This window comes from Dysgonomonas sp. GY75 (assembly GCF_015234155.1).
Classification (GTDB): Bacteria; Bacteroidota; Bacteroidia; order Bacteroidales; family Dysgonomonadaceae; genus Dysgonomonas; species Dysgonomonas gadei.
In genome coordinates this window covers 205,575-231,247 of record NZ_JADCLQ010000012.1, presented here as the reverse complement: position 1 = coordinate 231,247, position 25,673 = coordinate 205,575, and the positions used below count along the sequence as shown (strand labels likewise).

22 protein-coding genes are annotated in these 25,673 nt (G+C 40.2%); 16 read left to right on the top strand and 6 right to left on the bottom strand.

All coding sequences use genetic code 11. The features are described from left to right. Window positions 1–32: 32 nt before the first annotated feature. From IR083_RS06325 to IR083_RS06300, 6 genes are all read right to left on the bottom strand, one after another. A complete protein-coding gene (locus IR083_RS06325; RefSeq protein ID WP_006798552.1) occupies window positions 33–749 on the bottom strand; it encodes a head GIN domain-containing protein in 717 nt (238 codons plus the stop codon). An 81-nt stretch (window positions 750–830) separates the two neighbouring features. Beyond that, entirely contained in the window at window positions 831–1,220 is a 390-nt protein-coding gene (locus IR083_RS06320) for a DUF423 domain-containing protein (RefSeq protein WP_006798551.1), read from the bottom strand. Beyond that, entirely contained in the window at window positions 1,217–2,578 is a 1,362-nt protein-coding gene (locus IR083_RS06315) for a citrate synthase (RefSeq protein ID WP_006798550.1), read from the bottom strand. The genes IR083_RS06320 and IR083_RS06315 overlap by 4 nt, the downstream gene beginning before the upstream one ends. A 45-nt stretch (window positions 2,579–2,623) precedes the next feature. Continuing rightward, the gene (locus IR083_RS06310) at window positions 2,624–3,064 is read right to left on the bottom strand and encodes a GNAT family N-acetyltransferase (protein ID WP_006798549.1); all 441 of its coding nucleotides are present in this window, start codon (window positions 3,062–3,064) and stop codon (window positions 2,624–2,626) included. Beyond that, the gene (locus IR083_RS06305; RefSeq protein WP_006798548.1) at window positions 3,061–3,663 is read right to left on the bottom strand and encodes a DJ-1/PfpI family protein; all 603 of its coding nucleotides are present in this window, start codon (window positions 3,661–3,663) and stop codon (window positions 3,061–3,063) included. The genes IR083_RS06310 and IR083_RS06305 overlap by 4 nt, the downstream gene beginning before the upstream one ends. A gap of 14 nt (window positions 3,664–3,677) precedes the next feature. Continuing rightward, window positions 3,678–5,942, bottom strand: a complete 2,265-nt coding sequence (locus IR083_RS06300) for an aconitate hydratase (RefSeq protein WP_194223656.1) — start codon at window positions 5,940–5,942, stop codon at window positions 3,678–3,680. Window positions 5,943–7,157: 1,215 nt separating this feature from the next. Here IR083_RS06300 and IR083_RS06295 point away from each other — a divergent pair. The 16 genes from IR083_RS06295 to nifJ all read left to right on the top strand — a co-directional run bounded on the left by IR083_RS06295 (window position 7,158) and on the right by nifJ (window position 25,629). Beyond that, window positions 7,158–8,204, top strand: coding sequence for a tetratricopeptide repeat protein (locus IR083_RS06295; RefSeq protein ID WP_006798544.1), 1,047 nt, complete (start codon window positions 7,158–7,160; stop codon window positions 8,202–8,204). 18 nt (window positions 8,205–8,222) lie between these two features. Next, a complete protein-coding gene (locus IR083_RS06290) occupies window positions 8,223–8,774 on the top strand; it encodes an RNA polymerase sigma factor (RefSeq protein ID WP_006798543.1) in 552 nt (183 codons plus the stop codon). A 57-nt stretch (window positions 8,775–8,831) separates the two neighbouring features. Next, window positions 8,832–9,170, top strand: coding sequence for a hypothetical protein (locus IR083_RS06285; protein WP_006798542.1), 339 nt, complete (start codon window positions 8,832–8,834; stop codon window positions 9,168–9,170). A 19-nt stretch (window positions 9,171–9,189) separates the two neighbouring features. Then, window positions 9,190–9,672: a hypothetical protein gene (locus IR083_RS06280; RefSeq protein WP_006798541.1), complete on the top strand. Its 483-nt coding sequence runs from the start codon at window positions 9,190–9,192 to the stop codon at window positions 9,670–9,672. 262 nt (window positions 9,673–9,934) lie between these two features. Beyond that, window positions 9,935–10,789 carry an ATP phosphoribosyltransferase gene (hisG, locus tag IR083_RS06275; protein ID WP_006798540.1) on the top strand — a complete coding sequence of 285 codons (855 nt, stop codon included), beginning with the start codon at window positions 9,935–9,937 and terminating at the stop codon, window positions 10,787–10,789. Continuing rightward, the gene (locus tag IR083_RS06270; RefSeq protein ID WP_006798539.1) at window positions 10,786–11,313 is read left to right on the top strand and encodes a GNAT family N-acetyltransferase; all 528 of its coding nucleotides are present in this window, start codon (window positions 10,786–10,788) and stop codon (window positions 11,311–11,313) included. Before hisG ends, IR083_RS06270 begins: the two co-directional genes overlap by 4 nt. Before the next feature lie 4 nt (window positions 11,314–11,317). Beyond that, the gene (gene hisD, locus IR083_RS06265; RefSeq protein WP_194223655.1) at window positions 11,318–12,595 is read left to right on the top strand and encodes a histidinol dehydrogenase; all 1,278 of its coding nucleotides are present in this window, start codon (window positions 11,318–11,320) and stop codon (window positions 12,593–12,595) included. A gap of 11 nt (window positions 12,596–12,606) precedes the next feature. Continuing rightward, window positions 12,607–13,659 carry a serine hydrolase domain-containing protein gene (locus IR083_RS06260; protein ID WP_194223654.1) on the top strand — a complete coding sequence of 351 codons (1,053 nt, stop codon included), beginning with the start codon at window positions 12,607–12,609 and terminating at the stop codon, window positions 13,657–13,659. After that, on the top strand, window positions 13,649–14,533 hold the full coding sequence (locus tag IR083_RS24630; protein ID WP_242052375.1) for a GNAT family N-acetyltransferase: 885 nt from the start codon (window positions 13,649–13,651) through the stop codon (window positions 14,531–14,533). Before IR083_RS06260 ends, IR083_RS24630 begins: the two co-directional genes overlap by 11 nt. Before the next feature lie 97 nt (window positions 14,534–14,630). Beyond that, entirely contained in the window at window positions 14,631–15,209 is a 579-nt protein-coding gene (locus IR083_RS06245) for a DJ-1/PfpI family protein (protein WP_006798535.1), read from the top strand. A 108-nt stretch (window positions 15,210–15,317) separates the two neighbouring features. Continuing rightward, the gene (gene hisC / locus IR083_RS06240) at window positions 15,318–16,346 is read left to right on the top strand and encodes a histidinol-phosphate transaminase (RefSeq protein ID WP_006798534.1); all 1,029 of its coding nucleotides are present in this window, start codon (window positions 15,318–15,320) and stop codon (window positions 16,344–16,346) included. Between the two features lies 1 nt (window position 16,347). Continuing rightward, the gene (hisB, locus tag IR083_RS06235; protein WP_006798533.1) at window positions 16,348–17,463 is read left to right on the top strand and encodes a bifunctional histidinol-phosphatase/imidazoleglycerol-phosphate dehydratase HisB; all 1,116 of its coding nucleotides are present in this window, start codon (window positions 16,348–16,350) and stop codon (window positions 17,461–17,463) included. Window positions 17,464–17,650: 187 nt separating this feature from the next. Then, window positions 17,651–19,738: a putative porin gene (locus tag IR083_RS06230; protein ID WP_194223653.1), complete on the top strand. Its 2,088-nt coding sequence runs from the start codon at window positions 17,651–17,653 to the stop codon at window positions 19,736–19,738. 7 nt (window positions 19,739–19,745) lie between these two features. Continuing rightward, entirely contained in the window at window positions 19,746–20,555 is an 810-nt protein-coding gene (locus IR083_RS06225) for a transporter substrate-binding domain-containing protein (RefSeq protein ID WP_006798531.1), read from the top strand. 219 nt (window positions 20,556–20,774) lie between these two features. Then, complete coding sequence (locus IR083_RS06220) at window positions 20,775–21,965, top strand: AAA family ATPase (RefSeq protein WP_006798530.1); 1,191 nt, start codon at window positions 20,775–20,777, stop codon at window positions 21,963–21,965. Between the two features lie 94 nt (window positions 21,966–22,059). Next, a complete protein-coding gene (nifJ, locus tag IR083_RS06215) occupies window positions 22,060–25,629 on the top strand; it encodes a pyruvate:ferredoxin (flavodoxin) oxidoreductase (protein WP_194223652.1) in 3,570 nt (1,189 codons plus the stop codon). Window positions 25,630–25,673: the final 44 nt, after the last annotated feature.

Below are 25,673 nucleotides of genomic sequence, written 5' to 3'. Positions count from 1 at the left end.
GCCTTTTTATTTTGAGATATACTATTACTCTATTACTGTACTTTAACAACCTTTCCCGAGCCTGAGATGGCCTGGTCTACCTGTGCATTACCTTTGTATTGTACATTGCCGCTGCCCGATACTCTTACAGTCAGCAACTTTTCGGCATATACGGAGAAATTACCGCTACCTGATACGGAACATGTAACCGTGTCGGCTTGCATATCCATCGTATTTGTTTTGCCGCTACCTGATATACTGCTTTCTATCCGGTTTGCTTTACCGGTCATTGTAATATCTCCTGAGCCGGAAACTTTTGTAGTCACGCTTTGTGCTACGATGCTGTCACCAAGGATATTCGCACTACCCGAAACAGACAACACCAAGTCGGTAGTTTCCAGTTTACCTTTGATGTGGAGCTTGATAGAACCGCTGGCGCTCACCCGGGCCAGAGCTGACGAATTGGTATAAATATTATATTTGGTAGGGCTCACATTTTCCTTATTTCTGATAGAAAGAATGCCATCATTGGATTCTACAATCAGCAGAGGAAAAATATTTTCATCTGTTTCTATCCTTAGATATGGTGCGGCATCTGGTTTTTGCTCATAAACAATGCTTGAGCCTCCGCTAAATTCTATCTCCTTGTAATCTGAGATATTGACTTCATTCTCTGTTATGTTTCCGTTTCCTCTCACCGAATTGAATGAACAGGACTGGGCGCTTAAAACTAATAGCGTAATACCGATTGTGTACAATAGTGTTTTCATCTTAATATTCTTTTTTGAAATGATTATTTATAGGTATGACGCATCCCTTTCTAATTTGGTTACATCAAAATGGAAAAAATATCAGAAAATTTTATTTTTAATAAAAAATATAATCAATAACAGCCATCCTGCAATCAGGAATAATCCTCCCAGAGGCGTTACCGGGCCTAAGAAACGCAGGTTTATACCCCAATGTCCGGCAAAGGATAAAAAGTAAATGCTGAATGAAAAAAGTAGGACTCCTGTAATAATACAGATAGCAGCCCATTTCTCCAGTGGCGATGTAAACGACAAGGTTAGGCCTATAACCAGTAATACGATGGCATGGTACATCTGATAACGTACTCCGGTTTCGAAACTGATAAGTTTTTCCGGTGTGAGTATGTCTTTAAATGCATGTGCGCCGAATGCTCCCAGTATTACCGAGAGCATACCGTATATAGCAGCGATAATTAATACCGTTTGTTTCATTTTCTATCGGCAATAGGTATATATTCTTTTATGTCGGCGGCATTCTTGTATGCTGGGCGGATAATGCGCTTTTGCTTGAAGTTGAGTTCTTCGATCCGGTGGGCACACCAGCCCACGATACGCGCCATCGCAAACAATGGAGTGTATATTTCCTGAGGCAGGCCTATCATATCGTATACGAAGCCCGAATAGAAGTCCACATTGGCACATACCTGCTTGTTGACATTCTTTCCTTTCTTCTCCATAAAGTTGAGGATAGCTCTTTCTTCAAGTAATTTGTAGAAATTATATTCTTCTTCCCGTCCTTTCTCTATAGCAAGGTCGCGTGCCATTTCTTTGAGCAGCATGGTTCGCGGGTCGGATATTGTATATATGGCATGTCCTATGCCATAAATAAGGCCTGTTTTGTCATAAGCTTCTTTGTTCAATATTTTTAGCAGATAGGAGTCTACTTCTTCAACGCTTGTCCAGTCTTTCACATTGGCCTTAATGTTTTTCATCATATCGATGACTTTCAGGTTTGCGCCTCCATGCAGAGGTCCTTTCAGTGAACCTATACCCGCAGCGATGGCAGAATAGGTATCCGTGCCTGTCGAACTGGTGACACGTACCGTAAAGGTGGAGTTATTACCTCCCCCGTGATCGGCATGTACCATAAGCGCGAGATCGAGGATTTTCACATCCAACTGTGTATAGTGGTGTCCTTTCATCATATACAGGAAGTTTTCGGCAAGTGATAGGTTCGCTTGCGGATGTCTGATATGGAGAGACTTGCCGTTGCTGTGCCTTAATGCATTGTGTGCATAGGCGATAATGGTAGGGAAAGTGGCAACAAGGTTCAGCGATTGGCGTATCAGGTTTTCGGGGGTGGTTTCATCCGGTTTGTCGTCGAATGTATATAATTCGAGTACACAACGGGAAAGATAATTCATAATGTCACTTCCTACGAGGTCGAGTATATGCATTACAATCTTCGGTTTCAGATCCATAATGCAGCTCATCAGTTCCGAGAATTCTTTCAATTCTTCCTTTTTAGGCATATTTCCCGAAAGGATAAGATAGACTACCTCTTCAAATCCCAGCCTGTTTTCTTTTTGGGCACCCCTGACTATGTCTTCGAGGCTGATTCCCCTGTATATAAGTTTGCCGGGGATCGGTGTCAGCTTGCCATCCTCACTGCGCTCATATCCCACAACGTCGCCCACTTTGGTAAGTCCTACAACTACCCCGGTATGGTCTTCGTTTCGAAGGCCACGTTTTACATTCATTTTCTGGAACAGTTCGGGGTCGAAGTTACTAGTTACCCCCACTGTTGCCGATATCTTATCCACTATTTCCTTATCCAGTAATCTCTCCATAGTATATTTTGTTATATGGTTTATATTTTGAGTTTAAATTATGGCTTAAAATAATAAGTCACAATTTCGTTCCACTTCATTAATTGTCGCACCCAGACCCTCATAAAACTTTATCGCAGGATGGTTCCATTCCGAAACCTGCCAGCGCAGGCCATTACAGCATTCTTCTTTAGCATAAGCGATCACTTCATTGATAAGGAGTGTACCTATGCCCTTTCCTCTGTATGCCTGCCTGATATATAAGTCATCCATGTACAGGGATTTACCTGTCCATGTATAATAAGCGAAGAAGTAAGTCGCATACCCGATAATGGAGCCATCCTTATCCCTGGCTACAAAGCCGTGAAAATAATTCTTTTCTTTTAGCATTTGTCCGACCGAATTAGTCATCTTTTCAGGTAATTTTTCAAAGGTGGCAAATTCCAGAAAGAGGGAGACCAACTCTTCAAAATCGGATTCCATTATGGGTTGTATATCTATATTCATTTAATCTGCTGATTGCAAAAGTTATCGGTGCTTTCATCTTCCTGCCAATTGTATTCTATCCTGAAAGCTATCTTCCGGGCTTCTTCTGTCCCCAGCGTGTCGCGAATAAAGCCTAAAGCCATATCCATTCCGGCACTGACGCCCGATGAGGTATAATACTTGCCGTCTTTTACCCAGCGTGCCTGCTTTATCCAGTTTACTTTGGATGAGGCACTTTCCACCCAGCCGAAAGCGCGTTTGTTTGATGTCGCGCTTCTGCCGTCCAGTAAACCGGTTTTAGCTAATAATGCACTACCCGTGCAAACAGTAAGAGTATATTGACTGCTGCCGGCTAACGTACTTATCTTCTCTATAAAGACCGGATTGTCTATTTCCTTTCGTGTGCCCGTTCCTCCGGGAATAAGCAGTATATCTGTTTCCTCCGGCGTTAATGATTCTATCGGATCGGTTTTTATTTCAATATTGTCCGTGTTGCGGATAAGGCCTCCGGTTTCAGAATAATATCTGATTGTACTACCTTCAACCTTACCGAATATTTCCACAGGCCCGAATACATCGAGTGTTTCAAAACCGGGAAAAAGAAGTATATTGAAAACCATGCAGACTCCGGTTATTATTGTTTCATATAATTCAGGGCACTGCCTGCCTTAAACCATTCTATCTGCGTATCGTTGTAGGTATGGGCTACCTCGAACGATTCTTTTTCACCGTTTTTATGGGTGAGTTCGACGGTAAGGCTCTTTCCCGGTCTGAAATCGGTTAGCCCTCGTATGCTTATTTTATCATCTTCGCGTACCTTGTCATAATCATTCTTATCGATAAAGGTAAGGGCAAGCATACCTTGTTTTTTGAGATTGGTTTCATGTATGCGGGCAAAAGACTTTACAAGTATAGCCTTCACATTCAGGAACCGGGGTTCCATTGCTGCGTGTTCACGGGATGAGCCTTCCCCGTAGTTTTCTTCAGCCACTACGACAGATCCAAGCTCTTCCGCTTTGAATTTCCGGGCAAGTTTAGGAACTGCGATATATTCACCGGTTTCCACATCCAGAACAGTGTTTGTTTTGTCATTGAATGCATTGACAGCTCCTATCAGCATATTGTCGGATATATTATCCAGATGTCCGCGGAAACGTAGCCACGGGCCAGCCATCGAAATGTGGTCGGTAGTACATTTGCCTTTTGCTTTTATTAATAGCGGCTGGGCGGTTATATCTTTTCCGTCCCAAGCAGGGAACGGTTTCAGCTCTTGCAGGCGTTGTGAATCGGGGGCTATTTTTACTTCAATTTTTGAACCGTCCGCTGCCGGAGCGATAAACCCGTCATCATCTTTCTTGTATCCGTTCGGAGGCAGTTCATATCCCTGAGGTTCCTGTAGTTTTACATGTTCCCCGTTTTCATTTACCAGTGTATCCGTCATCGGATTGAAGCATAGATCTCCGGCAATGCTGAGTGCCGCCACAATTTCCGGTGATGTAACAAAGGCATGGGTATTCGGATTACCGTCGTTGCGCTTGGCAAAATTACGGTTAAACGATGTTACGATTGAATTGGGACGTTCCGGGTTGTCCGACTCCCTTTTCCATTGTCCGATACACGGGCCGCAGGCGTTTGCCATAATCGTTGCCCCCGCTTCTTCAAAGATCGGTAATATGCCATCTCTTTCGGCTGTATAGCGTACCTGTTCCGAGCCGGGATTGATTATAAATTGAGCTTTTACTTTTATATTTTTCTTTTTGGCATCAGCGACGATCGATGCCGCACGCGACATGTCTTCGTATGAAGAGTTTGTACATGATCCGATTAGTCCCACTTCCATCTTTTGCGGATAACCGTTTTCTTTTACCGCTTTGGCAAACAGAGAAATAGGATGCGCCGCATCGGGTGTAAAAGGTCCGTTTACATATGGTTCGAGTGTGGATAAATCTATTTCAATTATCTGGTCAAAATATTTTTGCGGATTACTTGCTATCTCTGCATCAGGTTGCAGATGTTCCATTATCTTATCGGCCAGTTCTGCCACGTCACTGCGGAAGGTAGCTTTAAGATATTCGGACGATTTTCTGTCATACGGGAAAATGGATGTTGTTGCACCTACTTCCGCTCCCATATTGCAAATAGTACCTTTTCCCGTGGCTGATAATGAAGCGGTGCCTTCACCGAAATATTCGATAATGGCATTTGTCCCACCTTTCACGGTAAGTATACCTGCCAGTTTCAGTATGACGTCTTTGGGAGAAGCCCAACCCGACAATTTTCCGGTCAGTTTTACCCCGATGATTTTCGGCATTTTCAGTTCCCAGGGCATTCCCGCCATTACATCTACCGCATCGGCTCCTCCTACGCCTATGGCTACCATACCCAGCCCTCCGGCGTTTGGAGTATGCGAGTCTGTCCCGATCATCATCCCGCCGGGGAAAGCATAGTTTTCGAGTACCACCTGATGGATGATACCTGCGCCGGGTTTCCAGAAACCGATTCCGAATTTATCGGATACGTTGCTCAGAAAGTCAAATACTTCTTTGTTTGTAACCTCGGCAGAGTTCAGGTCTTCCTTTGCCGATTTGTATGCCTGTATCAGGTGGTCGCAGTGTACTGTCGATGGTACAGCTACTTTTGTGCGTCCCGAATTCATCAATTGCAACAGGGCCATTTGTGCAGTAGCATCCTGCATGGCAACCCTGTCCGGTGAAAAGTTCACATAATCCGTTGCGCGTATAAAATCCTTAATGGCTTCATCTTTCGATAGATGTGCGTATAGGATTTTTTCGGACAGTGTCAAAGGGCGTTTCAGTTTGTTTTTAGCCTCTTCAACCTTTGATGGGTAGGATTCGTAGAATCTGCGAATCATATCTATATCAAAAGTGCTACTTTTCATTATAATTGAAGTTTTTAGTTAATTTCTAATTTCCCTGAACTAACAAAAATAATAAAAATATTCTATGAAATGACGCCTTTTATATTACATTCCTATTTCGGCTAATTCTAAAACCCGACAAATCTGATGTTTGTCTTTCTGTTTTTAATCGATTGTTGTTTGGTGATAATTTTGTGTTTTAGGGCTTTATGTATGGATATTTGCAACTTTTTGTTTTAAAAAGTAAGACATATTGAAATTTGATAATCCGCTGGTGTGAGAGATTCTATTTATCATTGATAGAAAAATAAGATAGGAACTTCACTTATTCTTCCCTTTATTAGTTCGGTCTGGAATATCTCTTTACCTTCTGGAGTTGCTAAGCTGAGTAGTAATATTCCCTTTGCCGGGTGACAACAGACTGTATTCATTATTAATGCCAATCAGTAGTTAAAGTAACTATTGTAGTATAAAATTGTTCAATTCCATTAGTCGTTTTTCGTGACTCGGCATAAGCAAAATAAATTTAGCTTCTGCTCTCGCTACTTAAAATGTTCTATTTTTTCTAACGCGCCGTCCGGCTTGTTTTTCTTAACTTTTTCTTGATAAAAAGTTACAAAAATCAAGGCTGCATCCCTCCGGCGACCCAAAACCGCAGTTCCGGTGGGGCAAAATAATACGGAATCATTTTTTACCGGCTTATCAGCCGTGTATAGCAGCTACCCTATTTTGCCCTACACCTCCGCTTTACGGATTGGGTGCCCCGCCTGCGGGACGAGGCCGTTACCGCGATGCGGCGACAGGACAGAGGCTCTTCATGCTTTAGCTCCACGTGCGTCAGCCCTTGCGCATTAGTGACGCGGGCGGGGTACCCAATCCGTTGCAGGCGGCGTAGAATCAAACGGGGCGATAGCCCGTTTGTTTGATTCAGCCGACGAAACGGTTTTGGGTCGCCGAGGAATTGAAAATCGAGGAGCGTAGGCGACTCAACAGAAGCGCTAGCCTTTTGGTTCGTTTTGGGCAATGCCAAAATGAACATTTAAGCGGAACAAAGTGAAGCAGAAAATAATAGAACGTTTCTATCCTACAATAATTGCTTTAACTACTGATTGGTATAGTCATATAATTCAAACAGCTTCTTAAACCTTCCTTCTATAAAATTGTCAAAGAATCTGAACAGAGAATGTATTTATAGAGTATTTTCTTACTTTTGTATTTTTAAAAAGTAAATATTGCATGAGAAACGGCTTAATTATATTATTCTTATTATTCACAACTTTAACAATATATTCACAACCATCTTCCGAAAAATTAATAAGGCAGGGTGTGGCATTGCATGATAAAGGGCGTTATAAAGAGGCAATTGCCTGTTATGAAGAAGCACTGAAAGTGAACCCAACATCAATGTCGGCTGTTTATGAAATGTCATTATCATACTTACAACTTAAAGATTATGATAAAGCCATTCGCAACAGTACAAAAGTGATTACGGCTAATTTTCAACCTTTATTGATGGATGCATATATTGTAAAAGGTACGGCACTGGCAAATCAGGATAAAATGGGGGATGCTCTTAAAATCCTAAATGAAGCATTAGAGAAATGCGGCGATGAATATTTACTGCATTTCAATCTGGGTTTGTGCTACTTCAATAATAAAGATAATCGTATGGCTGTTCAGCATCTGCGGAAAGCGATTGAAATAGATGCCACTCATTCCAGTGCATTTTTGCTTTATGCCTATGCTTTAAATGATTTGGGGCGCTGGGTACAAAGTTTTTATGCATTCCATTTCTTCTTGTTGCTGGAGCCTAATACAGAACGTTCGAAAGATGCATTCGGAGAGATGTTTGATATAGTTTCGGCAAAAATTGATCCGGGTTCGGAAAAATTATCACCCGAGGATGGCGTAGATAGGCGTTATCTTTATGACTTGATACAAAAGCAGAAGACAGGGGCTACAGATGATATTTCACAATACACATTTTTTGTGGAATCGTCTAAATTGATATTTTTCACATTGGCCCAGATGCAAAATGATTCTCAGAATGGTCTGTTATGGTATTTTTTTGTGCCTACCTATGAGGAGATTCTGGGCTCGGGACATTTCGATACCTATTGCCGCTACGTGAGTGTCGCTTATTTTCCCGAATCACTTAAATGGTGGGAGAATAATAAGACGCATGTTGATAACTTCATCGAGTGGTTCGAAAACGGGCAGGGCGGAATGGAAGAAGACGCCTATTTTGGAGATGATTCCGATCTGGAGGATAGCGGTCAATAAATAAGGATTTTGAAATAAATGTTACAGGATACAGAGAATAACTTACTAGAAAGGCTGCATGACCCCAAAACCCAGCAGGTTGCCTTTTCTGAACTTGTAAAAGAGTTTAGCGAGGTGCTTTATTGGCAGATCCGTAAAATAGTACTTAGTCATGACGATGCTAATGATGTCCTTCAGAATACCCTTATCAAAGTCTGGACCAGCATCGAGAATTTCAGAGGGGATTCCAAACTGTCGACATGGCTCTATCGCATAGCGATAAACGAAGCAATTACATTTTTGAATAAACAACGAGCGCAAAATAATATATCGATGGACGATGCAGATACATTTCTTATCTCACGTCTCGAAGGTGATGAATATTTTGATGGAGACGAAGCGCAACTTAAATTGCAGAAAGCGATATTGACACTTCCTGAAAAACAACGTATCGTTTTTAACATGAAGTATTTCGATGAAATGAAGTATGAAGATATGTCGGATATACTGGAAACCTCGGTTGGTGCCCTGAAAGCATCATATCACCATGCAGTGAAAAAAATTGAAGATTTTTTATCTACTGACGATTAAACCTTTTTATCTATTTACAGTCTATAGTATAGATGGAGTTATTAAAGAATAGTAGTTATGTTGGATAATTTTGACAAAAAGAAGAGTCCATTTAAGGTTCCCGATAATTATTTCGAGAATTTTAATGCTGAAATAATGGGTAAACTTCCTGAAAAAGAAATAGAAAAAAGGAAGATTGTCCCGTTGTGGAAAAAGGTGTTGCCTTGGACAGCAGCGGCAGCCGTATTTTGTGGAGTCATATTTTCAACGGGAATACTGAATCAAAAAACGACAGCCGAACCTGAGCCTGTTGTAGCTTCTGCTATGGCTTCCTCTTCAGAAGAAGAAGATTATTATTTGTTTCTTGAGGATGAAGTGGCAAGAGCTAAATACAGGGATGTGATGTATAGTAATTAAACCAAAAAACGATGTTTATATGAAGTTTAGAAGTATTCTGGTCTTATTGATTCTTGCAGTGTTTACAACACTCTCAATAAAAGGCCAGGGTCTGAAGCGAGGCGGTTTTGATATAGAAACTATAAAGAAAGAAAAAGCAGCTTTCCTGATAAAAGAGTTGGAGCTGACAGATGCCGAAGCCAAGGTTTTTATCCCTTTGGAGTCGGAGTTTATGTCCAGAAAGTTTGCAGTAAACAGGGATGCACGCCGGGAAACCCGTGCGTTGAATGAGAAATCTAACAAAACTGAAGAAGATTACCAACGTATAACCAAATTGAATTTGGAATCGGAAAAACGGGAGGCTGAGCTTCAGATAGAATATTACAAAAAATTTGGAGAGGTATTATCTGCTCAGAAGATTGAGAAATATCGGGCGGTGGATATGAAATTCAAAGAACATATGCTAAAAAAGATCGAAGAGCGCAGAAAAGGAAACCCGCATCGACAAGGACAAAAAAAATAATTTGACATAAAGTTTGTTTTATTGCGAAAAATATATACTTTTGTTTTTGTAAAGATTATAATTATGTACAATAAAGCACATCATCATCATTTTATATTACTGCCAATCGGTAAGTAACGTATCTTGATGTGATGATAGCGAAGATATAGTAAGAGCTTACCTGATAAGGGTAGGCTCTTTTTTTGTTTTTCAGTTTACAGATATTTGGTTGTCTACTTCCAATCTTTAAATATTGAAATTATTAAATCTTGAAATATATATTATGGTATTAAGAATTGCAGTACAATCGAAAGGTCGATTATTTGAGGAAACGATGGAGCTTCTGCAGGAAGCAGGTGTAAAATTGAACAATATTAAGCGTACATTGCTTGTCCCGGCAAAAGGGTTTCCTGTAGAAATACTTTTCTTGCGCGACGATGATATTCCCCAGGCAGTAGCAACGGGAGTTGCCGACATAGGAGTGGTGGGAGAGAATGAATACATGGAAAAAAATGAGGACGCAGAAGTTATTAAACGGCTGGGCTTTAGTAAATGCCGCCTCTCCCTGGCTATACCCAAAGATGAAAATTATGAGGACATAAAATGGTTTGAAGGAAAAAAGATCGCAACTTCTTATCCTTTTATCCTGAATAAATATATGAAAGAGCAAGGGATTAATTCCGATATACATATTATTACAGGTTCGGTAGAGATTTCACCGAGTATCGGATTATCGGATGCAATTTTCGACATTGTCAGCTCCGGAGGTACACTTGTCAGTAACCGGTTGAAAGAAGTAGAAGTGATTATGCAATCTGAAGCTTTGCTGATTGCAACAAAGAATCTTTCGCAAGAAAAGAAAGATATCCTTGACGAATTGATATTCAGAATTGAAGCAGTGCAAACCGCAACTGATAAAAAATATGTACTTTTGAATGCGCCCGAAGATAAATTGAGCGAAATTATTGATATTCTTCCCGGAATGCGTAGTCCTACTGTGACTCCGTTGGCAACAAAAGGTTGGTGTTCGGTGCAATCAGTAGTGGAAGATAAGCGTTTTTGGGAAGTAATCAGTAAGCTGAAATCCTTGGGTGCAGAAGGAATACTGGTGTTACCAATCGAAAAAATGATATTATGATACAGGTTTCGGACGATATAGTATTATATCCGTTGTCAGTGGATGATATTTTTAAGATTTTCAATACGTTGAATAACGAACGTGAATATATGCGCGAATGGCTACCCTTTGTAGATTCGACAAAAGAAGTAGAGGATACCGCCAGCTTTGTAAATCATGTTTTACAGACGGCAGATAAGCAGTTTACCATTTATTTTCAGGAACAATTTGTAGGCTTAGTCGGCTTTAAAGATACTGATTCGATCAATAAAAAGATCGAAATAGGCTACTGGCTATCTCAATATGCGCAAGGGAAAGGTATTATGGTACATTCTGTCAGAAAATTGCTTCAATGTGCTTTTTCCGAAATGGATATAAACCGCATACAGATAAAAGTGGCAGTAAACAACCACAAAAGCAGACGGATACCTGAAAAGCTGGGCTTTCAGCTGGAGGGGATTGAGCGTGATGGTGAATTGCTCGTTGATAATGTATTTACTGATATTGCAGTATATAGTTTATTGAAAAAAGAATACAAAGGTTAGACAAATGCAGATAATAAGATATCCGGAACGTTTGGAATGGGCTTCTATATTGGTTCGCCCCCAATTTGATACGTCTTCGTTGAATAATACAGTGAGTGCGGTGCTTGCCGATATAAGGGGGAGAGGAGATAAGGCTATTCTTGAATATGAAGAAAGGTTTGATAAAGTGAAACTTTCTTCGTTAACAGTAACCCGCGAAGAAATAGAGGCTTCCGAATCTTTAGTTTCTGAAGAATTGAAAGCGGCTATTCGTTTGGCAAAAAGGAATATACAAACTTTTCATCGCAGTCAGATTTTCGAAAGTAAGAAAATTGAGACTATTCAGGGAGTTACATGCTGGCAGAAAGCTGTAGCTATAGAAAAGGTCGGCTTATATATTCCGGGGGGGACAGCACCCTTGTTTTCCACAGTGCTTATGCTTGCTGTTCCTGCAAAGATTGCGGGCTGTAAAGAAATCGTACTTTGTACTCCACCGAATAAAGAAGGTAAAATACATCCGGCAATACTTTTTGCCGCACAGGAAGCCGGAGTAGATAAGATATTCAAGATAGGGGGGATACAGGCCATCGGAGCCATGGCCTATGGTACCCAAAGTGTGCCGAAAGTATATAAGATATTCGGGCCCGGCAACCAGTATGTAATGGCGGCTAAACAACTTGTAAGCCTTCGCGATGTTGCTATAGATATGCCTGCCGGACCCTCGGAAGTGCAGGTAATAGCTGATGATACGGCAAACCCGGCATTTGTAGCGGCGGATTTATTATCTCAGGCAGAACATGGAGCTGACAGTCAGGTGATACTGACTACTACGAGCGAACCGTTTATTGCAGATGTGTTGCAGGAAATAGAGCAGCAATTGGTTGAATTACCCCGTCGTGAAATAGCGGAAAAGGCTTTGCAGAATAGTAAACTTATTCTGTTAAAAGACAACAATGAAATAATAGATATGACGAATCAATATGCGCCGGAGCATCTGATTATAGAAACATCCGATTATATGGATATTGCGGATGAGGTCATTAATGCAGGTTCGGTCTTTCTCGGGCATTATACGCCTGAAAGTGCAGGTGATTACGCTTCGGGGACGAATCATACTTTGCCTACCAACGGTTATGCAACAGCTTATAGCGGTGTAAACCTGGATAGCTTTGTCAAGAAAATCACTTTCCAGAAAATCACAAAAGACGGTATACGTAATCTGGGTCCGGCAATAGAAGTGATGGCGGAGAATGAGGAATTATATGCGCATAAAAATGCTGTAACATTACGGTTGAAAGAATAGCATCATATAGAATGAGAATAGTATTATTAATAGCAGTTAGTATAACAATTATAATTTTCAGTTTTTCTTGTAAAGGTGTGAACTCCGAATCGTCTAAAGTCGCTATGGCTATTGACTCTTTAATGAATCAGTCGGATAAGCCGTTTAACGGGATTATTTTGATTGCTAAAGAAGATAAACCCGTTTTCTTCCGGATGTATGGGTGTTCGGATTTGGAAAACAAAGTACCTTTTAAGGAAAAGGACCAGTTTGTTATAGGTTCGGTCAGTAAGCAGTTTACGGCAGCAATTGTAATGCAGTTATATGAAAAAGGATTGATCGATTTGCATATTCCCATACGGGCTTATTTGCCGGATTTGCCTATGGCATGGGCAGATACAGTGACAACTCATCACTTACTCTCTCATACACATGGTATTATTGCTTTGGATCAGCCTGTGATATTTTCAGCCGGAAGCCAATATGATTATTCTCAGATAGGATATGATTTACTGGCAAAGATTTCTGAAAAAGTATCGGGTAAGTCATTTAATGAGCTGTCTGCCGAATTATTCAAGAGTTGTGGCATGAATAATACCTTCCATCCCGATAGGAAAGAATATAGAAATCTGGTGAAAGGTTATGACGAAAATGAAAATAAAGCGTTGATCTATTCAGATGAGAGTTTAAAGCAATATCCGGCTGCGGGAGCTTTTATTTCATCCGCTTTCGATTTATTGTTATGGAATCAATACTTTTTTGGAGACAGGTTGTTGAAGCCGGAGACATTAGCATTAATTACAGAGAAAAAAGAGAAGGCAGTAAGAGACCATCCCATATTCGGGTATACAGAATATGGCTATGGCATCACTGTTGCCAATGGGAATAATATAATACAATGGGGACAAACAGGTTATGCTCCCGGATTCGTATCAATGAATTTCTATTTTCCACACACAAAAACGAGTGCTATTGTTTTGGAAAATGTATGTTATAGTACTGACGATATTAAAGAGACATTTTTTTATCATAATGCGATTTTAGATATTATAAAAGAGCAGCAAAAAAACGGTAATGAATTTTAAGATAATCGAATACCAGACAGACGAGTATCAAGAGATGCTAGCCCTCCGCACAAGAATATTGAGGGAACCACTCGGCTTAATTTTTACCGATGAAGATATAAAAATGGACAAGGATGATATGCTTCTAGGACTTATTTTGCCAGAGAAACAAAAGATGGTCGCCTGCTGTATCCTTACCCGTATTGATGATAAGGTTGTCAAAATGCGACAAATGGCTGTAGACACAGACGTGCAAAAAAGCGGACTGGGTACAAGTATGCTCTCTTTTGCCGAATATGTGGCCGAGAGGGAAGGTTTTGAAAAAATCGTGCTGCATGCCCGCAAGGTCGCTGTGGATTTTTATCGGAAATATGATTATAAAATAATAGGAGATGAATTTACGGAGGTGGGTATTCCTCACTTTGAAATGGAAAAGCAAATAAAAATGGAAAAAGAAAAACAACAGGTAATTGACGAAGTTTCGAAATATATCGATATTACACTTACTCCTTTTGGTAAGCCGCAGCGTGGTGTGATCGATGTGGAAAAGCGTGACCCTATGTACGGCGGGAATGGTGTGGTATATATGCTCTCTGTCTTTGAGAAAGGAGAGTTGGTAAACAACCGCATCGGTACATATATGGTTCTGCTGAATAAGGGTGATCAGGCGGGGTTTCATGAGCATGGAACCAAAAAAGAGCAGGAACTGTATGTGCTTGTACATGGTGAAGGAGAATATATAGAACGGGAAGGCCAGGATAAAATAACAAGGAAATTTAACCTGAAAAAAGGAAATGTGACATCTATACAGGGTGATGATAATTACCATTCTATCATCAATACCGGAGATGAACCGTTGATCATATTTGTGGTGACGACATACGAAAAGGCCTGATTAATTATTTTTTACTATCGGAACCTGTTCAATTTTAACAATTATCCTTATATTTAGGCTAGTTTATTAATTGTCGAATATCTAAATCTATTGTATTATGGGTAAAAGAATATTGATGCTTGCAGGCGATTTTGTTGAAGATTATGAATTGATGGTTCCTTATCAGGCTCTTTGCAGTATTGGCTTTCATGTCGATGTAGTATGTCCGGGAAAGAAAGCCGGGGATCAGGTAGCAACAGCAATACACGATTTTGTTGGTTTCCAGACGTATGTGGAATTGAGAGGCCACAATTTTACACTGACAAAGAGTTTCGACAGTGTGAAACTGGAAGATTATGCTGGGCTTTATATCACAGGTGGGCGTGCTCCTGAATATATTCGTCTCGACCCTAAGGTGATAGAATACACACGCTATTTCTTTGAAAAGAATTTGCCTGTAGCTGCTATTTGTCACGGCATTCAGATACTGACAGCCGCCAATGTGGTAAAAGGACGTACATTGACTTGTTATGTAGCCGTAGGCCCGGAAGTAACATTGGCCGGTGGTAATTATAAAGATATTCCGGCAACGGAAGCTGTTACAGACGGTAATTTGACAACTTCCCCTGCATGGCCGGGACATCCTGCTATATTAAGGGAGTTTTATAAATTGCTGGGAGTAAGGGTAGAACTATAAATAGTCAGCTTTTGCAGGCTGATTGAAGATAAATAGTTTTAATGTCCTTTGTGCTAAGTTTTTGATTTGTGCAAAGGGCATTGATTTTAAATGATAATTGAATAAATAATGAATCTGCAACAATTAGTCCGCAAGAATGTATGGAATATGAAGGCCTATTCTTCGGCCCGTGACGAGTTTAAAGGGGAGGCTTCCGTATTTCTGGATGCAAATGAAAATCCATTAAACGATAAGTACAACCGTTATCCCGACCCATTGCAATGGGCATTGAAAGAAAAAATATCGAAAGTGAAAGATATTCAGCCGGAGAAGATTTTCCTGGGCAATGGGAGTGATGAACCCATAGACCTTGTCATTCGTATATTTTGCGAGCCCCGTATAGATAATATTGTGGCTATCGATCCTACATACGGTATGTATCAGGTGTGTGCCGATGTAAACGATGTGGAATATCGCAAAGTATTACTGAACAGCAATTTTGATCTTGATGCCGGTACACTGTTGGAAAAGACCAATGAGAATACAAAATTGATATTCCTTTGCTCTCCAAATAACCCGACAGGTAATTTGCTGAACAGAAAAGAAATAGAAAAAGTATTGAATTCTTTTTCCGGTATTGTAATCGTAGATGAAGCCTATATCGATTTTGCATCTGAAAAAACATGGCTGAATGATTTAGAAAAATATCCGAATCTGATAGTTTTGCAAACATTTTCCAAAGCATGGGGATTAGCCGCTGTCCGTTTGGGGATGGCTTTTGCGTCACCGGAAATTATCAAACTATTCAATAAGGTAAAGTATCCGTACAATGTAAATATTCTCACACAGAACTTTGTGAAAGGGGAACTGGATAAACTGGAATTGAGGAAAGAATGGATTCAAATCCTACTGAAAGGGCGTGACTTTCTGAATGAAGAATTGATAAAACTCCCTTTTGTAGAGAAAATATATCCGACCGATTCTAATTTTATATTGGTCAGGGTTACAGATGCAAACGGATTATATAAGCATCTGGCCGATAAGGGCGTGATTGTACGCAATCGTAATTCGGTATCTCTCTGTGCAGGCTGTCTGCGTATTACTGTCGGTACAGATGAGGAAAATAAGATATTGATAGAGACTTTGAGAAATATTTGAAATGAAGAAAAGAGCATTATTTATAGATCGTGACGGAACAATTGTGATAGAGCCACCGGTAGATTACCAACTGGATAGCCTTGAAAAACTGGAGTTCTATCCCAAAGTTATCCGTAACCTTTACTTTATCCGTAAAAATCTGGATTTCGAATTTGTGATGGTAACCAATCAGGATGGACTGGGGACCGTGTCGTTTCCCGAGCATACATTCTGGCCGGCACATAATCTGATGCTGAAAACATTGCAGGGTGAAGGGATTACTTTCGACGATTTACTTATCGACCGCAGCTTTCCCGAAGATAATGCACCTACCCGGAAACCCCGTACAGGGCTATTGGGTAAGTATATGAATGAAGAATATGACCTGGCGCATTCATTTGTAATCGGCGACCGTCTGACCGACGTGGAGCTGGCAAAGAACTTGGGGGCGAAAGCTATATTTTTACGTGACAATATGGATATTCCTTCCGGATTACAAGATACTTGTGTATTGCAGACTGCCGACTGGGATGTTGTCAGCGAATTTCTTTTTGCAGGAGAGCGAAAGGCTGAAATAAAGCGTACAACTAAAGAAACGGATATTTATATCGCCTTGAATCTGGATGGAAAAGGTATTTGTGATATAACTACCGGTCTTGGATTCTTTGACCATATGCTCGATCAGATAGGCAAGCATTCGGGTATGGATCTGACCATAAGAGTAAAGGGTGACCTTAATGTTGACGAACATCATACTATCGAAGATACTGCAATTGCTCTCGGTGAAGCCTTATATAAGGCTTTTGGCGATAAACGCGGTATAGAACGGTATGGATATTATCTTCCAATGGATGATTGCCTGTGCTCGGTGGCTCTTGATTTTGGCGGGCGTGCATGGTTGGTTTGGGATGCCGATTTTCAGCGCGAACGGGTGGGGGATATGCCTACCGAAATGTTCCTGCATTTCTTTAAATCGTTGAGTGATTCGGCAAAGATGAACCTGAATATAAAAGCGGAAGGAACAAACGAGCATCACAAAATAGAAGGTATATTCAAAGCTTTTGCCCGTGCCGTTAAGATGGCAAAGAAGCGGGATATTTTCAACTATGAACTTCCATCTACCAAAGGAGTAATCTGACTTATTGGTTATTTTGATAAGGTCGCAGACCTTTTTATTACTTTGCTAAGTAAAATAATAATCGTAAGTTATGATTAGGGAATATATCATTAAATTCTATCCGATGCTTACAATAAATAAACGCTAATCTCTGTTTTTATAGAAACATTAACTTCTAATTTTTCATTTTTTGTGTAAGTTTGCACCGATGAAAAAATATATACTGACAGCATTTCTATTTTTTGCCATATTTTCCGTGCTGAATGCTCAGGATAGCAGGCGTAGACCCAATCGGACTACTCCCACTGTTCAAAAGCAACAAACGGATTCGGTAGCACCGGTTCCGGATAATTTTCCGGTAACGGGTACAACGGTAGATACTGCCAAGGTCGACATTCCACCTATATATGGATGGAAAATTTCGCCTCGTCTGGGAGAGCGGATTTTTTTACCAATGGATACAGCCATCATTAATTTTCATCAGAGTATGCTGGTCGATGGCCTCGATGTCAATGTGGGTTATCTGGGGAATGTAGGTTCGCCGGCGCAATCGATGATATTTTTTGACCGCCCCGAATCCTCCCGCTTTGTATTTCTCGATGCCATGCACTATTGGCGTAAAGATCCGCAGGATAAATATTATCTCAATACAAAAGTTCCGTATTCCAATGTCCGCTATCAGACAGGAGGCGGAGGGCAGAGCGCTGAGCAGCGCTTGCAAACGGAGATTTCCATGAACATGGGTAAGAAACTTAATGTTGGCTTTGACTTCGACTATGTATATTCGCGGGGAAATTATACTTCGCTGTCCAATAAGCAGATGAATTATGATTTTTATGCCAGCTATATAGGCGATAAATATAAGATGCATGCCTTTCTGTCAAATAACAATTTCAACAATATAGAAAATGGCGGGATCACCAATCCTTTATATATTACCAATCCGAATTCGGATGAAATAGTACAGACGCAATTCAGAGGCAATTCTCTGGACATTCCTGTGAGGATGCAGAGTACATGGAATAAGATGCGGGGTAAGCATCTCTATGTGACCAATCGCTACGATCTGGGCAATGACGAAGAGGAATACATGGTAAATGATACGACTAAAGCCTGGCGCAAAAAAGCAAATTATATTTCTCCGGCCAGTGTGATATTCACAACTCATTATACAGATCAGAAACGCCGTTTTCTGTCCGATTATGCAGGGATGGATACGCTGTATCATTATTATAATAATATAGACGGAGAAAGTGTTGATTTGGAACCCAAATATATGAGTAATATAAATGACTTTATGTCGTATTATTCATTTAAGAATACATTTGCCTTGGCCATGAATGAAGGTTTCCGTAAATGGACTAAGTTCGGGCTGACAGCTTTTGCCGAATACGATATGCGTAAATATTCAATGCCGGGAGGATTGCCGGGGCTGCATGAAAGGTATGGTGAAAATGCGTTGACTATAGGGGGTGTATTATCAAAAGAAAAAGGAAAATATCTGAGATATAAGGCCTCGGCAGAATTTAATATTCTGGATGGGAAGGATTATAAACTTGAAGGCGAAATTACCACCATGCTGAATCTTTTTGGTAAGCAGGTTTCGGCAAAAGCGAACGGATATATAAAAAGTATTAGCCCTAGTTTCTTTCAAAAGAATTTTTCTACCAAGTATTGGAACTGGGATAGTGAGAACACCAACTTTAGTAATACCAACAGAGTATATGTAGGCGGGGAAATTAACTTTCCGGAATTATCCTTTTCCAAAACACGTATTAGCGGGGGAATGGAAAATATAAAGAATTATATCTACTATAATGAAAAAAAAATAACGGCACAAGAATCCGGTAGTGTTCAGGTTGTTTCTTTACGGTTAGATCAAGAGCTGAAAGCCGGGATCTTTCATTGGGATAACCAGATTGTATACCAGAAGTCCGGAAATGAGAATGTCATCCCTCTGCCCCAGCTCAGTATATATTCCAATATTTACCTGATGACCAAGATAGCAAAGGTATTGACGCTGCAAATGGGCGTTGATGGGCACTTCTTCACAGAATATTATGCTCCCGGTTATGAGCCGCTCACCATGCAGTTTTATAATCAACGGGAGGAAAAGATTGGTAATTTCCCGATAACAACGGCATATGTAAACTTACACTTGAAATTTACCCGTTTCTATATTATGATGTATAATCTGACAAATGGAATGGGGAATGGGGAATCATTTACACTCTATCGTTATCCGGTAAATCCCCGGATGTTAAAACTAGGCATTTCGTGGCGGTTCAATAATTAATTGCACCATGGCAAAGAAAAAAAATCTTGTGTCTGTTGTCCTATTTATTATAGTACTAATAATTATTTCGTTTTTTGTATTCAGGAAGAATGGGCAGCCCAAGGACTTTGCCCAGATAAAAAAGGGCGGAGTATTGCATATTGTTACAGATTATAACTCTGTCGGATACTTTGTCTCCGGAGATACTATTGCTGGGTTTAATTATGACTTGATTCAGCTGATGAAAGAGCGTATTCCCTTGAGAATAGAGATCTTATTAGAAGCCAGTCTCGATAAGAGTATTGAAGGGCTTAAACAGGGAAAGTATGATGTCATGGCACGTAATATTCCGGTTACTTCCGAATTGCGGGGTACTCTTGTTTTTACTGAACCTGTTGCGCAAAACAGACAGGTCCTGATACAGCGGAAGCAAGAGTTTAATGAAGGTGTAGAGCCTTTGCGTAGCCACCTCGCTCTGGCTAAAAAGACATTGTATGTTCCTCTCAATTCACCAGCCATATTGCGTATAAGAAATTTATCGCATGAGATAGGGGATACGATCTATATAAAAGAAGATCCTACTTATGGAGCTGAACAGTTAGCTATGCTGGTAGCATCTAAGGATATAGATTATGCAGTCTGCGATGAGAAAAGTGCGGAGAAGGTAGCTCAATCTTTGCCCGAGATAGACTATTCCACATTAATAGGTTTTACGCATATTGAAGCGTGGGCTGTAAGTGAAAAATCCCCTGTACTCTTGGATTCACTCAATACATGGATAAAGCAAATCAAAGATTCCAAAGAGTATCGTGCTATCTACCAAAAGTATTACAAATAGGATTCCGAATCTGCTATTTGCTATACAGGTCTTCTATGTTTGATAAATTATCTTTATAATATTACCTTTGTTCTCGCTTATTGTAAGTTACAGTTGTTTTTTAGCTGAATTCCATTGTTTTTTGATAAAAAATGATTAAAATTGCTATGTAGACTTTGCAATGACGCAAAAAAAAAGTACCTTCGTCAGATTTTAATTTAGATTATTAAGATTACAGAGTTGGAATCATTCTTTCGTACACATAGATATTTAGTAGAACACCTTGACAGTGTTATTCCACGATTGTTGATGAAGCAGATTGACTGGTCTCAGCGGTTGATAGGGATAAAAGGTACCAGAGGGGTTGGGAAAACTACATTTTTACTCCAATACGCAAAAGAGTTTTTCGATATAAACAGAAGGGACTGTCTCTACATAAATCTCAATCAGTTTTATTTTACCATCAGATCTATAACCAGTTTTGCCCGTGAATTCGTAGAACGTGGTGGCAAAACTTTGTTGTTGGATCAGGTTTACAAGTATCCGGACTGGGCAAGAGAGCTGAAAGAGTGTTACGAGTATTACCCGCAATTGAAGATTGTATTCACAGGTTCTACCGTTATGAAACTTCATGAAGATGAAGGCCTTTCTCCTATTGTGAATGTATATAATCTGAGAGGATTCTCTTATAGGGAATTTCTCAATATTCAGTTCGAAAAGGATTTTTCGGCATATACACTCGATGAGATTCTGACAGATCATGAAAGGATAGCCGAGGAAATTTGTACAAGGATAAGACCTCTCGATAATTTCTGGTCTTATATGCATCACGGTTATTATCCGTTTTATCTGGAGAAAAGGAACTTTTCAGAAAACCTGCTGAAAACGGTAAATATGATGCTAGAGGTAGATGTTATGTCTATAAAGCAGATAGAGTTGAGTTATCTTCCTAAATTGAGGAAGTTATTATATTTATTAGCACAATCGGCACCCGACAAGCCAAATATAAGCCAGTTGAGTATCGATTGTGAAATATCGAGGGCGACAGTTACTAATTATATGGAGTATCTGCGCAGTGCACGCCTTATAAATATGTTGTACAGAGAAGGAGAGGAATTTCCTAAAAAACCGGATTTGGTATATATGCACAATACCAATTTAATTTTTCCGCTGAAGATGTCCCAGATAGAGGATCAGGCTTTGCGGGAAACATTTTTTTACAACCAGATACATCATAGCGATTGTAAGCTAAAAAAGGGAGTCAAAAGTGGTATGTTCGTTGTAGAAAGTGATGAGAAGATATATAAATTTAAAATAGAAGGGCAAAAAAGCAGAGGTAAGAATAAGTCCGATATGTTCTATGCTGTAGCTAATCTCGATACAGGCGAAAAGAATATTATTCCTCTTTGGCTCTTCGGCTTTTTATATTGAAAATGATAACGGTTTGATCGAATATAGGTTTATATAAATCAAGCCAGCGAATTATAAAGTAAACTAAATAAGATAATCAACTATTACAAAAGGTATGGCTAAACAAAAAAAATTCCTGACTTGTGATGGTAATCAGGCTGCAGCACATATTTCATATATGTTCAGCGAAGTAGCTTCGATCTATCCTATCACACCATCATCAACAATGGCAGAGTATGTTGATGAATGGGCGGCTGCCGGACGCAAAAACATATTCGGCGAAATACTAAAAGTACAAGAAATGCAATCTGAGGCCGGTGCAGCAGGTGCGTTGCACGGTTCACTGCAAGCAGGTGCTTTGACAACTACATATACAGCCTCACAAGGTTTGTTGTTGATGATCCCTAATATGTATAAAATTGCAGGAGAGCTTCTTCCGAGCGTGTTCCACATTTCTGCACGTGCATTAGCTGCTCAGGCTCTTTCTATCTTTGGAGACCATCAGGATGTTATGGCTGCACGTCAGACAGGCTTTGCCATGTTCTTCTCAGGTTCGGTGCAGGAAGTTATGGATCTTTCAGCAGTTCCTCATCTGGCAACGCTTGAGGCTCGTATTCCATTTATGAATATTTTCGATGGTTTCCGTACTTCTCACGAAATACAGAAAGTAGAAGAAATGGATCAGAACGATCTTATTCCTCTGATTGACCAGAAAGCATTGAAAGAATTCCGCGAAAGAGCTTTGAATCCTGAAAATCCGGTAACACGTGGTACGGCCCAGAACGATGATATTTATTTCCAATCCCGTGAAGCTGCAAATAAATTTTATGATGCAGTACCTGAGATAGTAGAAAAGTATCTTGCTGAAATAACCAAGATAACTGGTCGTAAATATGGCTTGTTTGATTATTACGGAGCAGAAGATGCAGACCGCGTAATTATAGCGATGGGATCAGTAACCGAGGCTATCAAAGAGACTGTAGACTTTCTGAATGCTAAAGGTGAGAAGGTAGGTCTTGTTGCAGTTCACTTGTATCGTCCGTTCAAGGCCGAAGCATTTATGGCTGCTATACCAAAAACAGCTAAGAGAATCGCTGTACTTGACCGTACAAAAGAACCGGGTTCTCTTGGACAGCCGTTGTATATGGATGTAAGAGACTGTTTCTATGGAAAAGAAGAAACTCCTACTATCGTTGGCGGTATTTATGGTCTTTCATCCAAAGATACCACTCCGGCTCAGATAATGTCAGTTTATGAAAATCTGGCAATGGCTATGCCGAAGAACGATTTCACAATAGGTATTGTGGACGACGTAACATTTAAATCTCTTCCGTTGAAAGACGAAGTTTCGGTGGATGAGTCTGCGTACGAAGCTAAATTCTACGGACTAGGATCTGATGGTACAGTTGGTGCAAATAAGAATACTGTAAAAATTATTGGCGATAATACGGATAAATATTGTCAGGCATATTTTGCTTATGACTCTAAGAAGTCGGGAGGTTTCACTGCTTCTCACCTTCGTTTCGGTGACAATCCTATCCGTTCCACATATTTGGTTAATACACCGAACTTCGTAGCATGTCACGTTCCAGCTTACCTTCATCTTTATGATGTAACTAAAGGTTTGAAGAAAAACGGTACATTCCTTCTTAACTCAGTATGGGATAAAGAAGATGTAGGAAACTATCTTCCTGATAATGTGAAGAAATATCTGGCTGTAAATAATATCAATTTCTATATTATCAATGCAACTAAGATTGCTACTGAAATTGGTCTTGGAGGTCGTACAAACACGATCCTTCAATCTGCATTCTTCAAAATTTCGAATGTGATTCCTTACGATTTAGCTGTAGAGCAGATGAAGAAATTCATCGTTAAGTCATACGGACGTAAAGGAGAAGACGTAATTAAGAAGAACTATGCTGCGGTAGACCGTGGTGTTGAAGTAGAAAAAGTAGAAGTACCTGCCGAATGGGCTAATATAGTAGTTGGTAAATCTGTAGAAGATGATGCTCCTGAATTTATCAAGAAAGTGGTACGTCCGGTTAATGCACAGCGTGGTTACGATCTTCCTGTATCTGTATTCGTTGGCCGTGAAGACGGTACATGGGATCATGGTACAACCGAGTACGAAAAACGCGGAGTGGCAGCTTTCGTCCCTGTTTGGGAAGCTGAAAACTGTATACAGTGTAACCAATGTGCTTATGTGTGTCCTCATGCTACTATCCGTCCATTTGTACTGGATGCAACAGAACAGTCTAGGGTTCCGGAAGGCGTAGAATTGCTTAAGGCTCAAGGTAAACAATTTGATGGAATGGGATTCCGTATTCAGGTAGACGTGTTAGACTGTCTTGGTTGTGGAAACTGTGCTGATATCTGCCCTGGCAAAAAAGGTAACTCAGCACTTAAGATGGTTGAAATCGGCACACAATTCCCTGAACAAAATAACTGGGATTTCATGATAAAGAATGTAACCAGCAAGGCTCATCTTGTGGATACTAAACTGAATGTGAAAAACTCTCAGTTTGCAACTCCATTATTCGAGTTCTCCGGGGCATGTTCCGGTTGCGGTGAAACTCCATATATCAAACTTGTTACTCAATTGTTTGGTGATCGTATGTTGATTGCTAATGCAACGGGTTGTACTTCTATCTATGGTGGTTCGGCTCCTTCAACTCCTTATCGTAAGAATGAAGAGGGTAAAGGTCCGGCATGGGCTAACTCTCTATTCGAAGATAATGCTGAGTTTGGTCTAGGTTATGCTCTTGCAAACATCACAATGCGTGATCGTATCCAGAAATTGATGACTCAGGCTCAGGACTGTGATAAATGCTCTCCTGAACTGAAAGCTCTTTATAAAGAATGGATCGAGAATAAAAATGAAGCAGAAAAAACAAAAGAACTTCATGCTCAGATAATGCCATTGCTTGAAGTAGAAAAAGAAAACTGCGAATATTGTAAAGAAATCTATTCATTGAAACAATATATCATCAAACGTTCTATCTGGATCTTTGGTGGTGACGGTTGGGCTTATGATATAGGTTTCGGAGGTCTTGACCATGTGATTGCTTCGGGCGAAGATGTAAATATTCTTGTACTCGATACAGAAGTTTACTCCAATACAGGAGGTCAGTCTTCGAAATCTACTCCGGTAGCTGCTGTTGCTAAATTTGCCGCTGCAGGTAAGAAAATCCGTAAGAAAGATCTTGGTATGATTGCCACCACTTATGGTTATGTATATGTAGCTCAGGTGGCGATGGGCGCTAATCAGGGACAATGTCTGAAAGCGATTAAAGAAGCAGAAGAATACAAAGGTCCATCATTGGTTATCGCATATTCACCATGTATCAGTCACGGATTACGCAAAGGAATGGGGCATGCACAAGATGAAGAAAAAGCAGCAGTTGCTTGCGGATACTGGCACTTGTGGCGTTACAATCCGATGTTGGAGGAAGAAGGAAAGAATCCGTTCACTATGGATAGTAAAGAACCGGATTGGTCTAAATTCCAAGAGTATCTGGGTAGTGAGGTTCGTTATACTTCTCTTCAGAAATCGAATCCGACAGAAGCATCAGATCTGTATAAAGCTGCTCAGGATAATGCGATGTGGCGTTACAAAGGCTATCAGCGTCTTGCTGCTGCCACATTTGAAAAATTCGATGAAACATCCGAGCTTCAAAATTAATGCTTGTTAGTTATTAATATATAATAACATTTAGAGGGCCGGTC